General features: G+C 68.9%; 14 protein-coding genes. 8 read left to right on the top strand and 6 right to left on the bottom strand.

The window, feature by feature from the left end:
• The first annotated feature begins 2 nt into the window (after positions 1–2).
• Together AHIS1636_RS12080 and AHIS1636_RS12075 are read left to right on the top strand one after the other, a co-directional pair.
• A complete protein-coding gene (locus tag AHIS1636_RS12080; RefSeq protein WP_264796079.1) occupies positions 3–1,043 on the top strand; it encodes a hypothetical protein in 1,041 nt (346 codons plus the stop codon).
• 379 nt (positions 1,044–1,422) lie between these two features.
• A complete protein-coding gene (locus AHIS1636_RS12075) occupies positions 1,423–3,321 on the top strand; it encodes an FAD-binding monooxygenase (protein ID WP_264796078.1) in 1,899 nt (632 codons plus the stop codon).
• Positions 3,322–3,386: 65 nt separating this feature from the next.
• On the opposite strand, the gene AHIS1636_RS12070 is transcribed toward AHIS1636_RS12075, so the two are convergent.
• The 3 genes from AHIS1636_RS12070 to AHIS1636_RS12060 all read right to left on the bottom strand — a co-directional run bounded on the left by AHIS1636_RS12070 (position 3,387) and on the right by AHIS1636_RS12060 (position 5,806).
• The gene (locus AHIS1636_RS12070; protein WP_264796077.1) at positions 3,387–4,055 is read right to left on the bottom strand and encodes a DNA alkylation repair protein; all 669 of its coding nucleotides are present in this window, start codon (positions 4,053–4,055) and stop codon (positions 3,387–3,389) included.
• 73 nt (positions 4,056–4,128) lie between these two features.
• Positions 4,129–5,010: a DNA-formamidopyrimidine glycosylase family protein gene (locus tag AHIS1636_RS12065; protein ID WP_264796076.1), complete on the bottom strand. Its 882-nt coding sequence runs from the start codon at positions 5,008–5,010 to the stop codon at positions 4,129–4,131.
• A gap of 82 nt (positions 5,011–5,092) precedes the next feature.
• Positions 5,093–5,806 (bottom strand): TetR/AcrR family transcriptional regulator, encoded by a 714-nt coding sequence (locus AHIS1636_RS12060; protein WP_264796075.1) that lies wholly within the window; start codon positions 5,804–5,806, stop codon positions 5,093–5,095.
• Between the two features lie 114 nt (positions 5,807–5,920).
• Between AHIS1636_RS12060 and AHIS1636_RS12055 the strand changes: the two genes are divergently transcribed.
• The 3 genes from AHIS1636_RS12055 (at position 5,921) to AHIS1636_RS12045 (ending at position 7,513) form a co-directional block, all read left to right on the top strand.
• Positions 5,921–6,595 carry a DUF2306 domain-containing protein gene (locus AHIS1636_RS12055; protein ID WP_309298611.1) on the top strand — a complete coding sequence of 225 codons (675 nt, stop codon included), beginning with the start codon at positions 5,921–5,923 and terminating at the stop codon, positions 6,593–6,595.
• Between the two features lie 109 nt (positions 6,596–6,704).
• Positions 6,705–6,968, top strand: a complete 264-nt coding sequence (locus tag AHIS1636_RS12050; RefSeq protein ID WP_264796074.1) for an antibiotic biosynthesis monooxygenase family protein — start codon at positions 6,705–6,707, stop codon at positions 6,966–6,968.
• A gap of 35 nt (positions 6,969–7,003) precedes the next feature.
• A complete protein-coding gene (locus AHIS1636_RS12045; RefSeq protein WP_264796073.1) occupies positions 7,004–7,513 on the top strand; it encodes a metallophosphoesterase family protein in 510 nt (169 codons plus the stop codon).
• 188 nt (positions 7,514–7,701) lie between these two features.
• On the opposite strand, the gene AHIS1636_RS12040 is transcribed toward AHIS1636_RS12045, so the two are convergent.
• From AHIS1636_RS12040 to AHIS1636_RS12030, 3 genes are all read right to left on the bottom strand, one after another.
• On the bottom strand, positions 7,702–8,880 hold the full coding sequence (locus AHIS1636_RS12040; protein WP_264796072.1) for a cytochrome P450: 1,179 nt from the start codon (positions 8,878–8,880) through the stop codon (positions 7,702–7,704).
• Positions 8,881–9,057: 177 nt separating this feature from the next.
• On the bottom strand, positions 9,058–10,014 hold the full coding sequence (locus AHIS1636_RS12035) for a LysR family transcriptional regulator (protein ID WP_264796071.1): 957 nt from the start codon (positions 10,012–10,014) through the stop codon (positions 9,058–9,060).
• A complete protein-coding gene (locus AHIS1636_RS12030; RefSeq protein ID WP_264796070.1) occupies positions 10,001–10,498 on the bottom strand; it encodes an HtaA domain-containing protein in 498 nt (165 codons plus the stop codon). The genes AHIS1636_RS12035 and AHIS1636_RS12030 overlap by 14 nt, the downstream gene beginning before the upstream one ends.
• Before the next feature lie 184 nt (positions 10,499–10,682).
• Between AHIS1636_RS12030 and AHIS1636_RS12025 the strand changes: the two genes are divergently transcribed.
• The 3 genes from AHIS1636_RS12025 to AHIS1636_RS12015 all read left to right on the top strand — a co-directional run bounded on the left by AHIS1636_RS12025 (position 10,683) and on the right by AHIS1636_RS12015 (position 13,083).
• Entirely contained in the window at positions 10,683–10,868 is a 186-nt protein-coding gene (locus AHIS1636_RS12025) for a ferredoxin (protein ID WP_264796069.1), read from the top strand.
• 2 nt (positions 10,869–10,870) lie between these two features.
• On the top strand, positions 10,871–12,034 hold the full coding sequence (locus AHIS1636_RS12020) for an NAD(P)/FAD-dependent oxidoreductase (RefSeq protein ID WP_264796068.1): 1,164 nt from the start codon (positions 10,871–10,873) through the stop codon (positions 12,032–12,034).
• A 200-nt stretch (positions 12,035–12,234) separates the two neighbouring features.
• Positions 12,235–13,083, top strand: coding sequence for an SDR family NAD(P)-dependent oxidoreductase (locus AHIS1636_RS12015; RefSeq protein WP_264796067.1), 849 nt, complete (start codon positions 12,235–12,237; stop codon positions 13,081–13,083).
• Positions 13,084–13,139 lie beyond the last annotated feature (56 nt).

The raw sequence follows: 13,139 nt of genomic DNA, 5'->3' as shown, positions 1-13,139 counted from the left end.
CCATGAAGTCCCGCTTGCTCGCCGCCGCCTCCGCCCTGGCCGTCGCCGCCACCGCCTCGTTGATGGCGGCGGCACCGGCGCTCGCCTCCGCCGATGATGCCTACACCTTCGGCGTCATCGGCGACGTCCCCTACGGCGAAGCCCAGGTGGCACAGTTCCCGGAGATGGTCTCCGAACTCAACCAGCAGGACGACCTGGGCTTCATCGCCCACGTTGGCGACATCAAGGCCGGCTCCGCACAGTGCACCGACGAGTACTTCGCCAACATCAAGGAGCAGTTCGACCGCTTCGAGGCCCCGCTGGTCTACACGCCGGGCGACAACGAGTGGGTTGACTGCCACCGGGCCAACAACGGCTCCTACAACCCGCTGGAGCGCCTGGACACCCTGCGCGGCATGTTCTTCGCCGACCCGGGCAAGACCCTCGGCGGCACCATGCCGGTGGATTCCCAGGCGCACCTGGGCCTGCCGGAGAACGTCACCTTCGGAAAGAACCGCGCTGCCTTCTCCGTCATCAACACCCAAGGCTCCAACAACTCGCTCGCGCCGTGGAGCGGGCTCGGACTCACCGAGGCCACCAACGAGCAGCTCGATGAGGTCGCTACCCGCACCGCCGCGGACGTCGCCCAGCTGCAGGAAACCTTCGCCGACGCCCGGCGCACCAACGCCCGCGCCGTCGTCGTTATGACCCAGGCGGACATGTTCGATCCCTTCCAGCTGGCCAACGGCGTCGAGGAAAACCCGGACCAGGTCTCCGGCTTCCGCCCGATCGTCGACGCCCTCGCCGCCGGCGCGCGGTCCTTCGGCGGCCCCGTCTACTTGATCAACGGCGACAGCCACTCCTACAACGCCGACCAGCCGCTGGCCGCCGGCTCGCCTTGGCTCGAGGTCTACGGACAGCAGCCGCTCGGGAATCTGGACCGCGTCACCGTCGAGGGCGCCGCCACGTCCAACGAGTGGATGCGCTTCACCGTCGCCCCCAACGCGGCCGCCACGGACGAGGTCCTCACCTGGGAGCGCGTCCCCTACACCGGCACCAAGTAGGGCAGGCCTGCCGGCGGCTCGCGCTTCGCGGGCCGCCGGCACACCGACCCGGCACCCTTGTCCGCGCGGCCATCGAGCGCAACCGCGCCAAACAGCACTAGAGGCACCCCGTCCGCCGTCGTTGCCGAAAGCTAACGACGGCGGTGCCAGCGGGCGGAGGCGAAAGGTCGCCTCCGCCCGCTGCTGTTTCGGCGGCTCCTCACGCCGCCCCGCCGCGCGCATCGCCGCGCGGCCCAAATGCCAAAAAGTCACAGTTGTTACCTGCGTCATGTTTGTCGTACAGTGTCTTAGCACACGTTATTCGATTATCGAACCGAGCATTCCGATAACGAACACACGCCAGATGGCCACTAACAGCAGAACGAAGTGAGGAAAGCCCGTGCAGTTCCACCACCACGGTTACGTATCCGGTGACCCGCGCATCCAGCCGGCCGCCGGCGTCGGTATCAATCGTCCCGAGGAACTGCCCTCCGAGGTGGACGTCCTGATTGTCGGCTCCGGCCCCGCGGGCATGCTTGCCGCCGCGCAGCTTGCCCAGTTCCCGGACATCACCACCCGCATCATCGAGCGCCGCCCGGGCCGGCTGGAGATCGGGCAGGCGGACGGCATCCAGGCCCGCAGCGTCGAGACGTTCCAGGCCTTCGGTTTCGCCGAGGAGATCACCGCCGAGGCGTACTGGATCACCGAGATGGCGTTCTGGCGCCCGGATACGGAGAACCCGAAGAACATCGTCCGCGGCGGCCGCGCCAAGGACGACGAGGCCGGCATCAGCGAGTTCAAGCACCTGATCGTCAACCAGGCCCGCGTCCTCGACTACTTCGCCCGCGTGGCCGCCCAGTCCCCCACCCGCCTGAAGCCCGACTACGGCTGGGACTTCCAGACGCTGGAGGTCGCCGACGAGGGCGAGTACCCGGTCAAGGTCACCCTCGTGCGCAGCGCCGGCCCGGAGGAGGGCACGGAGAAGATCGTGCACGCCAAGTACGTCATCGGCTCCGACGGCGCGCGCAGCAAGGTCCGCGCCTCGATCGGCTGCACCATGGCCGGCGACCAGGCCAACCACGCGTGGGGCGTCATGGACGTCGTCGCCAAGACCGACTTCCCGGACATCCGCCTCAAGTGCGCCATCCAGTCCCACGACGGCGGCAGCATCCTGCTCATTCCGCGCGAGGGCGGGCACCTGTTCCGCATGTACGTCGACCTCGGGGTCGTCCCGGAAAACGACAATGGAGCCATCCGCAAGACCTCGATCGAGACCATCATCCGTAAGGCCAACGAGATCATGCACCCGTACACCGTCGAGGTGCGCGACGTCGCGTGGCACAGCGTCTACGAGGTCGGGCACCGGCTCACGGACCGCTTCGACGACGTCACCCCGGAGCAGCTGGGCACCCGCACCCCGCGCGTGTTCATCACCGGCGACGCCTGCCACACCCACTCCGCGAAGGCCGGCCAGGGCATGAACGTGTCCATGCAGGACGGCTTCAATATCGCCTGGAAGCTGGGGCACGTCCTCGAGGGCCGCAGCCCCGAGTCGCTGCTGTCCACCTACTCGGCCGAGCGCCAGGTCGTTGCGAAGAACCTCATCGACTTCGACAAGACCTGGTCCACCATGATGGCCAAGAAGCCCGAGGAGTTCGAGGATCCCTCGGAGCTCGAGGACTTCTACGTGCGCACCGCCGAGTTCCCGGCCGGGTTCATGACCGAGTACACGCCGTCGCTGATCATCGGCGAAGCCAAGCACCAGTCGCTCGCCACCGGCTTCCCGATCGGCAAGCGCTTCAAGTCCGCGATGGCCTGCCGCGTAGCCGACACGAACCCGCTGCACCTGGGACACCAGGCCTCTGCCGACGGCCGCTGGCGCATCTACGTCTTTGCGGACCCGGCCGCTCCCGGCGCGGAGTCCCCCACTGCCGAGCTCGCCGAGTGGCTCTCCACCTCGCAGGATTCCCCGCTGGCGGCCCAGCCGCAGGGCGGGGACGACGACGCGTGGTTCGACGTCAAGGTCATCTACCAGCAGCCGCACGAGGACATCGACATCAACGCCGTCCCCACGGTCTTCAAGCCGGAGGTGGGCCCGTTCAAGCTGACCGACCTGCAGAAGGTCTACGGCATCGTCCCGGACGACGACATCTTCGATGCCCGCGGCCTGGACCGCAACGGCGTCGTCGTGGTGGTCCGCCCGGACCAGTACGTGGCGAACGTCCTGCCGCTGACCGCGAAGGACGAGCTGGGCGCGTTCTTCGCGCCGCTGCTGCAGGCCCGCCAGCCCCAGCACTGATCCACAGCTCAAGGAGGACGACGGCGGCACGCACGTGCCGCCGTCGTCCTCCTTTTTATGAGCTTCTAAGCTCCCCGCCGGCTGACCATCTCGTTGATCCAGGCGGGTGCGTATGGGGAGGTGCAGTTGGGCGGCGTCGGGTAGTCCTTGAGCACTCCCAGGCGTTCGCCGATTTCAAGGGCGCGGGCGCGGTGCCCGGGATGCTCGATGCCGATCTGCGCGAGGGTATGGTTCATCGCCCACTGCAGGCGGTCCGGCGCATCCTTCATCTCCGCCTCTATCGTGTCGAGGAGGCCGTCGAGGTCCAGGCCCTCGGGCTTCTTCGCGACCCGCTCGGTGGTCAGGGCCCAGCCGGCGCTGGCAACAACGGGGTCCGCGTCCGCGGACCAGGCCACCCGCAGCTCTTCGGCATGCGGGCTCTTCTTGACCACGTAATTCACGAGCCAGTCATGCACCTTGGGCGCCCGGGCTTCGCGCAGCATGGCGTCCAGTTCCCCGCGTTCGAACGCCTTGGGGCGGCAGATCAGCAGGGCCAGCAGCCGCGCGGCGGTGTCGTTGGTCGCCCACAGGTCGCGGGCAAGATCCTGCTGCGTCTTGAGCCGCTTGGCCACCGCGCGCAGCTTGGACAGGTTCACCCCGTGGTCGTCGCCGCGCTTTTCATTCGCCTCGCGCATTTTCGGATCTTCGAGCGTGGCCAGCTCTGCCAATACCTCGGCCGCGGTCGTCTCCGACATCCTGCCCCTCCCCCATCGCCAGCTGTACGGGCACCAGCCTATTCATTCCCGGAAGCGGCGCCCAACCCCCCGCTCACTTGAGGAACTTGGACGTCCTCCGGTCCGCCAGCAGCTTGCCGCCGGTCTGGCAGGTGGGACAGTACTGCAGCGACGAGTCGGCGAAGGAGACCTCCCGGACCTCGTCCCCGCAGACCGGGCAGGCCTGGCCTGTGCGGCCGTGCACGCGCATCGCCTTCCGCTTGGAATCCTTCAGCTCCGCCGCCGGCCGGCCCGACGCCCCCGCGATCGCGGCCTCCAGCGTGCCGCGCATTGCCTCGAACAGCCGTTGCACGTCGTCGTCCCCGAGCTTCGAAGCAATGGCGAAGGGCGAGAGGTGCGCCGCATGCAGGATCTCGTCGCTGTAGGCGTTCCCGATCCCGGCGAGCACCGACTGGTCCCGCAGCAGCCCCTTGATCTGGCTTGAGTGCGACCCGACCAGCCGCACGAAAGACTCCTGGTCGACGTCGAGCGCATCCGGTCCCAGCCGGGCGATGCCCGGGACCTCGAGCGGATCCTTGACGACGTAGGCCGCCAGGGACTTCTTGGTACCGGCCTCCGTCAGGTCGAATCCCGGCTTCTCGTCAACATCCGCCGCGAACCGTACGCGCAGCGCGATCGGCCCCTTGCCGGGCCGCAGCCGCCCCGGCTTCAGCCCGTCCGACCAACGAAGCCAGCCGGCCTTGGCCAGATGCATCACCAGGTTAGCGCCGCCCGCCGCGATGACAATGAACTTGCCTCGGCGTTCCACCCCCGACACCGGCCCGGCGGCCAGCAGGTCCAGCGGGACGTTCGCCGTCTTCAGCACGGAGAAGGACAGCACCTCGACATCGTCGACCACGGCCGCCGGAGCATCGGGCGGAAGGAGCTTCAGCCGCAGGAAGTCTACGAGTCCCTGCACTTCAGGCATCTCGGGCATGCCCCAACTGTAGCGGCCGGATCGCCGGTGGTCAGTGAAACCGTGGCGAACGACAGCGGCGTCCGCCTCCGCCGCAAGCCAATCAGGACCTTGAACTCCAGCCCTGCGCGTGCAGCCGCTCGAAACCGTCCAGCAGCAGGTCCAGGGCGAACTCGAACTCGAACTGGTCGTCGCAGCCCGGGCCGACGACCGACCCGTCGTCATGAGCCGACGCCGTCGCAACCCGCGCTACGTTCGGATACAGCGCCGCCATCTGCCCGAGCATCGCGGCCATGGCTTCCGGGGGCGGGGCGGGCGGCGGCTCTGCCGCAGCTGGCGCAGGCTCCTGGAACAGCTCCTGGGTGAAGCCCCACATCCTGCTGCCGAGGGCGTGCATGACGTGGTGCGTGAGGTCGACGGAGAAGCCTCCGGCAAGGAACATGCCGATGAACGAGTCCATGTAATCGAGAACCGCCGGTGTCTTGTTGACGCGGGTTTCGAGCACCGGCCGCGCCCACGGATGCCGCAGCAGCGCCCTCCGCGCCGAGAGGACCCGCAGCCGGACCGCCGGTTTCCAGCCGACGTCCCGGGCCGGCGGATCGATCTCGGCAACCAGCAGGTCCACCATGCCGTCGAGCAGCTCTTCCTTGTTCGCGACGTGTTTGTAGAGCGCCATCGGCACCACGCCGACTTCCTGTGCGAGCCGGCGCATGCTGACCGCCTCGATGCCGATCTCGTCGGCGAGCGCCACGGCTGCCTCCAGGACGCGGTCCCGGGTCAGCCGCACCCGCTGCCCGCCTTCGCCCTGCTGAACCATCTAGCCACCCTATCCGGAACGGCACTCTAGCCGCCCTTGACAAGTGTACGCCGTACACCTAGGTTGATTTCCACAAGGTGTACGTCGTACACCTCCGGCAGCAGAGGACCTCTCGTGAATCCCACCAGCAAAACCCGGCCCGCCGCCGTCGTCCCCGCCGTTGTCCCCGGCATCGCCAGCCAGCGCGCGCAGTGGCTCGTGCCCGCCGGCCTGATCCTCCTGAGCCTCGTTCCGCTGCTCCAGGGCTCGCTGCGGATGGCCGAGCTGGCCGGAGACGGCCCGGTCACGCCGGCCAACGAGCGCTTCTTCACCTCACCCGTCCCGGTCGTCGTGCACATCGTCGCGGTGACCGTCTACTGCCTGCTTGGCGCCTTCCAGTTCGTCCCGGCCTTGCGCACCCGGCGCCGCTGGCACCGCATCGCCGGGCGGATTCTGGTACCGGCCGGCCTGCTCACGGCCCTGTCCGGCCTGTGGATGGCAGCCTTCTACGTCCTTCCGCCCGGCGACGGCGACCTGCTGCTCGCCATCCGCCTGGTGGTCGGCACCGCCATGGCCGCAGGCATCGTCCTGGGCGTCCTCGCGATCCGGCGCCGCGACTTCGCGGCGCACGGCGACTGGATGACGCGCGCGTACGCCCTCGGCCTCGGGGCCGGCACCCAGGTGGTCCTGCTCCTGCCAGCCGTCCTGCTGTTCGGCCCCACGCCGGAACTGCCGCGGGCCCTCCTCATGGGGGCGGCGTGGCTGGTCAACCTCGCGGTGGCCGAGTACGTCATCCGCCGGCGGAGGTAGGGCAGCACGCCCCTGTCGGCGGCGGCCGCAGAAGCGTACATTCGGCCCTGCCGGCTCTGTCCGCGGGCGCCCGTCCGCCCGGCCGGCACCCCTTCATGAGGAGGCCGGAATGGCTACCCTGACCTACAGCACGGTGAGCGGCCTGAAGCGAGAGCAGTATGACCAGATCGCGGCCGTCCTGATCGACAAGCTCAAGGCGACCCCCGGCTTCGTTTCCCACTACGCCTGGGAATCCGAAAGCGGCATCAACGTCGTCGAAATCTGGGACAGCGCCGAACAGCATGACGACTGGTTCGACAACAACGTGCGGCCGCACCTTCCCGTGGAGGTCACCCCGCACAAGCACGAGCTGATCAATGCGGTGACCGCCTGAACCCTTAGGCCCGCGTGTGTGGGACCATGCCGTACATGGCCACCCGCATCCTGCTCCTCGCCGACACTCACGTCCCAAAGCGCGCCCGCGGCCTGCCCGCGCAGGTGCTCTCCGCCGTCGACCACGCCGATGTGGTCTTCCACGCCGGGGACTGGGTGGATGCGGCGACGCTTGACGTCCTGGAGTCGCGGGCCCGCCGGCTGGTGGGTGTGTGGGGCAATAACGACGGCGGCGAGCTGCGCGCGCGGCTGCCGGAGGTCGCACGCGTGGAACTGGAGGGGCTCCGCTTCGCCATGGTCCACGAGACGGGCGCCGCCGCCGGCCGGGAGGCCCGCTGCGCGGCACGGTTCCCGGACGCCGACGTGCTGGTCTTCGGCCACAGCCACATCCCCTGGGACAGCACGGCGGCCACGGGCCTGCGCCTGCTCAACCCGGGCTCTCCGACGGACCGGCGGCGGCAGCCAGCGTGCACCTACCTGACCGCCGTCGCCGACGCCGGAAAGCTGCGCGACATCCGGCTCGTGCCGGTGGATCGCACCCTGTAAGCCGAGACGTTCCCGATCAGTCCGCTGATCCTCTTCCGGCGGCCTCAACACCATCCCCTAGCAGCTGCAGCCATCCGCACGCGCTTCGGTGAATGGGTCCCTCCGGCTTCGGAGGGACCCATCCCTTTCGGCCGCGCCAGGATCTTTCCCGCTCCCGCAACTGGGCCGTGGCGGGCCGGGGCGGCAGCCTAGGCCGGCTCGATCTCCAGGACCGGCAGCTTGTTGAGGCTGTGGGTCATGTTGTTGATGGAGCGCTCTGCCTCGCCGACCGTGAAGCGGCGCACCCGCCGGGCCAGGGCATCGATCACGGCGTGGGCCTCGAGCCGGGCCAGGCCCTGCCCGGCGCAGCTATGGACGCCGTAGCCGAAGGAGAGGTGGTCCACCGGGTTCCGCTTGGCCAGGAAGGCATCGGGGTTCTCATAGTGGCGCGGGTCCCGGTTGCCGGAGCCGTAGAGGATGGCGACCTTGTCCCCCGCCGGGATAAACCTGCCGTCGATTTCGATGTCCTGCTTGACCAGCCGCGCGAAGGCGTGGGCGGGCGCTTCATAACGCAGGACTTCGTTGAAGGCGGACGGGATGATGGACCGGTCCTCGCGGACCAGGTCGAACTGGTCGGGGTTCGCCGCGAACTGCGCGATGGCGTTGCCGATGGCCGCGATGGTGGTGTCCACGCCGGCGCCAAGGTACTGGTGGATGATGTGGCCGCAGCTCTCCAGCGGAATCTCGCCGCGCTCGGCGGCGGCGAAGATGGCGCGGCCCATGCTGCCCTCGGCCAGGTCGCTGGCCTGAACGCCGGAGCACCACTGGAAGAGCTCGCCGGCGACCGGGAAATTCCGGATGGTGCGCTCGTTCATCGGGCCAAGGACGTTGAAAGCCGCCTCACCCCAGCGGAGGATGTTCTCGCGGGCCACGCCCTGCAGGCCGATCAGGTCCGTCACCACGGCAATGGGCAGCGCCCGGGCCAGGTCGTCGATCGCGTCGAAGGAGCCGCGCTCCACCAGTTCGGCCACGAGCGCGTCGGCCTTTTCGTCGATGCTTCCCTTGAGCTTGCGGAGCGCGCGCGGAGTGAGGTTCTCGGTCAGCGCGGCGCGGAGCCGCTGGTGTTCCGGCGGATCGGTCGCCAGGCTCGTCCCGGCGAGGGCGGCATTCATGTCGTCGTTGAAGGCAACGGCAGTGGAGGAAAAGACTTCCCAGTTCGCCAGCGCGTCGCGGATGGCGTCGTAGCGGGTCAGGGCCCAGACACCGTTCTTCTCGAGACGGACCACGGAGGCCTGCTCCCGCAGTTCGGCGAAGAAGGGGTACGGGTCCAGCAGGACCTCATCGGAGAACAGGTCGATCTTGGATGAAACCGGTGTCTCTACGGTCATCAGGCACCTCACATGGTGGCTCGGGATCCGCACCGGCGGGAAGGCCCGCCCCGGCGAATCGTTGGCTGCTTCCGGTGGTGAGACCTGCCTCACGGCACCGCAACACACATTCAAGCCACGTTCGGACAATAGGGGAACTGAATATTTCGCATATATTCCATGCAGGATCTGAATGAACTATCCCGGGGGCAGGTAGCGGGCCCGCAGCGGCTCGGCCGCCTCGATGAGCATTTCGCGCAGCCAGGTCTTGAAGGGGCCGTCGGCCAGCCACGGATTCCATACCATGTCGATTCCGAGCGCCTCGATGGGAAACGGAAACTCCTCTACCCGCAGGTCGAACCGGCCCTCGAATTCCAGCCCGACCTGGTAGCGGTGGATGGCCACCCCGCCGCCGGACTGCGCGATCAGGTGCGGGATGAACAGGTAGTCCGACACCCGCTGGCGCACCCGGTACTGGATCTTCTTCTCGTCCAGGATTTCGTAGGGCCGCTGGCGTTCCGCGGGCTCATCGAGGAAGACGTGCGGCACCTTCTCCAGCAGCTCCAGCGCATCGGCATCCTTGGGCTCGTTCCATGATGCAACCACCACCCACCGGTCGTCGTACAGGCGCTCGCGCGGATGCGGCGTGGGAAACGCCTCAGGGAGCAGCACGACGTCGGCCGCGTCCTCGGCGAACGCCGCGCTGGTCGTGACGCTCGTGGTGCGAAGCCGCAGCACCGTGTTTGGCGCCCGCTCCGCCAGGAGCCGGCTCAGCTCGCTGCCGATCACGAACGCGGTGCTGTTGGTCATCGCCACGGTGATCAGGCGGCGGTCGACGGCGGGATCGAAGCTGGTACCCGTAACGATCGTCGCCGCCTGGTGCAGCGCCTGGCGCAGCGGCACGATGAGCTCGGCGGCCCGGGGCGTGAGCACCATCCCGCGCCCCTGCCGGACCAGGAGTTCGTCATTGAGCAGGCGGCGGGTCCGGTTCAGCCCATGGCTCATGGCGGGCTGCGACAGCCCCACCTTGCGGGCCGCCCTGGTGACGGACCGCTCCTCGAGGAGTGCCAGCAGCGGCACCAGCAGGTTGAGGTCTACCGAGGCCAGCCGGGACAGGTCCGCATCCGTGGCGGAGTCCACGTTACGCTCGGCCATGGCGGGCGGGGAAGGCGACCTGGAGCGGGCTCAGCGGCTGTCCGACGGCGTACTGCCCTCCCAGCAGCAGGCGTCCGTGGCCGGCCAGGGCAGCAGTCAGTTCCAGCAGGAGGGAGCCGTCGGCCCCTTCCACGCCCGGACCCGCCTCAAGGCCGGCAAACGGGAGCATCCTGCCCGCATCCAGCCCGCCCCGTTCCCGGACCAGCAGCGTGCCCGAGCCGCCGGCCAATTCGATCCGCGGATCCCGCAGTTCGACATCGAGGGCGCCCCAGTGACCGCCGAACCGGACCGTGCCCAGGAACTGCAAAGCACCGGAAAAGCCGCCGGGGTCCTGGAGCGGCGCGGCCTCGTCCCACGGAAAGTGGAACCCGCCCTCCTGGCGGGAGGCCGGCGAAAGCGCCTCCGCGGTGCCGTCATCGAGGGCCTCCACGTAGGCAACGAAACTGTCCTTCACGTTCCAGATCAGTCCAGGCTGCAGTGGCATCGAAACACCTCATTCATCGGGGCCGGCTGCCCCGGCGCTCTCCCGGGCCAGCCTACCAAGCTATTCATTTCGTGCACATAAGCGATGAAAAGTATTCATTTGCCGAACATCAACACCGCCTGCCAAGCTTTTCAGACACCCCGGCTGTGACACCAGCCACAGCCCAAAGCCAGCGGAGGAAGCAATGAACATCATCCTGGATCGGCCGCGTTGCGAAGGGCACGGCCTGTGCGAAGAAGTCGCACCGCAGCTGATGCATCTGGACGATGACGGCGAACTTGTCCTGGACGTCGAGCAGGTCGATGGCGACCTCGAAACCGCCAAAGCGGCCGTGCGCGTCTGCCCCGTTGCCGCCCTGAAGCTGGCCTGACCATGCCGATGGAACGGATCGTCGTCGTCGGAAACGGCATTGCCGGCCTGACGGCCGCAGACTCGCTGCGGGCGGCCGGGTTCGACGGCGAGCTGACCATCGTCGGCGATGAGCATCATACGCCGTACAGCCGTCCCGCGCTGTCCAAGGCGGCACTGCTCGACACCGAGGACATGACGTCCCACGAGCTGCCGGCCGCGAGCCACGAAGCGCAGGAGATCCTCGGAGTCAGCGCGGCCGGGCTGGATGCCGGACGGAAGCTCGTGCTCCTCGAGGACGGCACCGGCCTGCCCTACGACGGCGTCGTCCTCGCCACCGGATCGCGCGCCCGCCGCCTGGGAACCGGCGGCACGGCGCACCGGAACGAACTGACGCTGCGCACCCTCGAGGACGCCCTGGCACTGCGGCGCAGGCTCGCCGGCCGCCCGTCCGTCGTCGTGGTCGGCGGCGGCGCCCTGGGAATGGAGATCGCCTCCGGCTGCCTGTCCGCCGGCTGCGAGGTCACGCTCGTGTCCCGGGACCGGCCGCTCACCAGCCAACTGGGCCCGTACCTGTCCGAGGTCTTCCTCACCGCCGCCCTGCGCGCCGGGCTGAAGCTCGCGCCCTCCCAGGCCCTCGGCCTCCATGAGGACGGCGGCCGGCCGCGCGTCTCCCTCGCCGACGGTTCCGCCCTCGAGCCCGACCTCGTCGTCAGCGCCGTCGGCGACGCGCCCAACACGGAGTGGCTGGCGACCAGCGGCCTCCTCGCCAACGGCCGGCTCGAGGTCGACACCCGCGGCCGCGTCCGTCCGGACATCGTCGCCGCCGGAGACGTGGCCGCCTTCCCCACGGCCCGGGGCATCGGCCGGATCCCGCTCTGGACCAGCGCCATCGAGCAGAGCAAGGTGGCGGCCCTCGCGCTGCTCAAGGGCGACGAGACCCCGGAGCTGGACTTCCAGCCCTACTTCTGGACCGAGCAGTTCGGCCTGAACCTCAAGGCGAGCGGCTTCCTTCCGCTGACCGGCCGGCCCGAGCTCCTCGAGGGGGATCCGCACGCCGGCTCTGCCCTGATGCGCTGGCCGCACGCGGACGGCACGGGCACCGCCGTCGGCCTTAATTACCGGATCCCGATCCCGAAGCTGCGCCGCCTGGCCCACGCGCCCGCCGCCGCACCATCCGCCGCCTGACCTCCCGACCCTCTCCCGCCCTCCCGCCGACCGGGCAGCAGATGCCCTTACCACGCGAAAATCGGGCACCTGCTGCCCAGTCGATGGGGTCGAAGGAGGCGAGGAGGGGCTGAGGGTAACGGGAGGGCGGCAGAATAACGACGGCGGCGCTAACGTTGTGCCTGCAGCGCACCAAGCGCCTGCCGACGAAGGGACTGCGGATGACCGAGCCGAAGACGAACGAACCGAAGACCATCGTCCTGACGGGCGCCAGCGACGGGATCGGCGCGGCCGCCGCCCGGCTCCTCCATGCCGAAGGACACCGCGTGGTCCTCGTGGGGCGGTCGCCGGGCAAGACCGAGAACGTCGCCCGGCAGCTCGCCGCCGACTGGTACACCGCGGATTTTGCCGACCTCGGCCAGGTGCGTTCGCTTGCCCGGGACCTGAAGGCGGCCTACCCGCGTATCGATGTCCTCGCGAACAACGCCGGCGGCCTCTTCGCCGGTCCCGAGCGGACCAGGGACGGGTTCGAAAAGACCTTCCAGATCAACCATCTGGCGCCGTTCCTGCTCACGCATGAACTCCTCGACGTCCTGCTCGGCAGCCGCGCCAGCATCGTCAACACCTCGAGCATCGGCGCCCGTCTGTTCGGCCGCGTGGACATCGAGGACCTCAACACTTGGCGCGGCTTCACCCCCAACCGCGCCTACGGCAACGGCAAGCTCGCCAACATCCTCTTCACCCGCGGGCTGCACGCCCGCCATGCCGGCCGGGGCCTCTCCTCCGTGGCGTTCCATCCGGGCAACGTCGCCACGAACTTCGCGGCGGAAAGCACCAGCTACCTCCGCCCCTTCTACCACACCTGGCTGCGCCGCTTCCTGATCTCGTCCGAACGAGGCGGCGCCAACCTCGCCCACTTCTGCGCCGGCACGCCCGGCACCGACTGGCAGTCCGGCCGCTACTATGACGACCACCGCCGGCCCGGCCGCACCAGCCCCCAGGCCGCCGACGACGACCTGGTCCTGCGGCACTGGCAGGCCAGCGCGGGCATGCTCGGCATTCCTGCCTGATTTCTTCACCCGCCGGCCACCCGCCGGCCCGTTTCTGCTCACCGCGGCCCAGCACG

This window comes from Arthrobacter mangrovi (assembly GCF_026011795.1).
In the GTDB taxonomy this organism is placed as follows: domain Bacteria; phylum Actinomycetota; class Actinomycetes; order Actinomycetales; family Micrococcaceae; genus Crystallibacter; species Crystallibacter mangrovi.
Note: the sequence above shows the minus strand (reverse complement) of the source record. Positions and strands in the feature narration are given on the sequence as shown.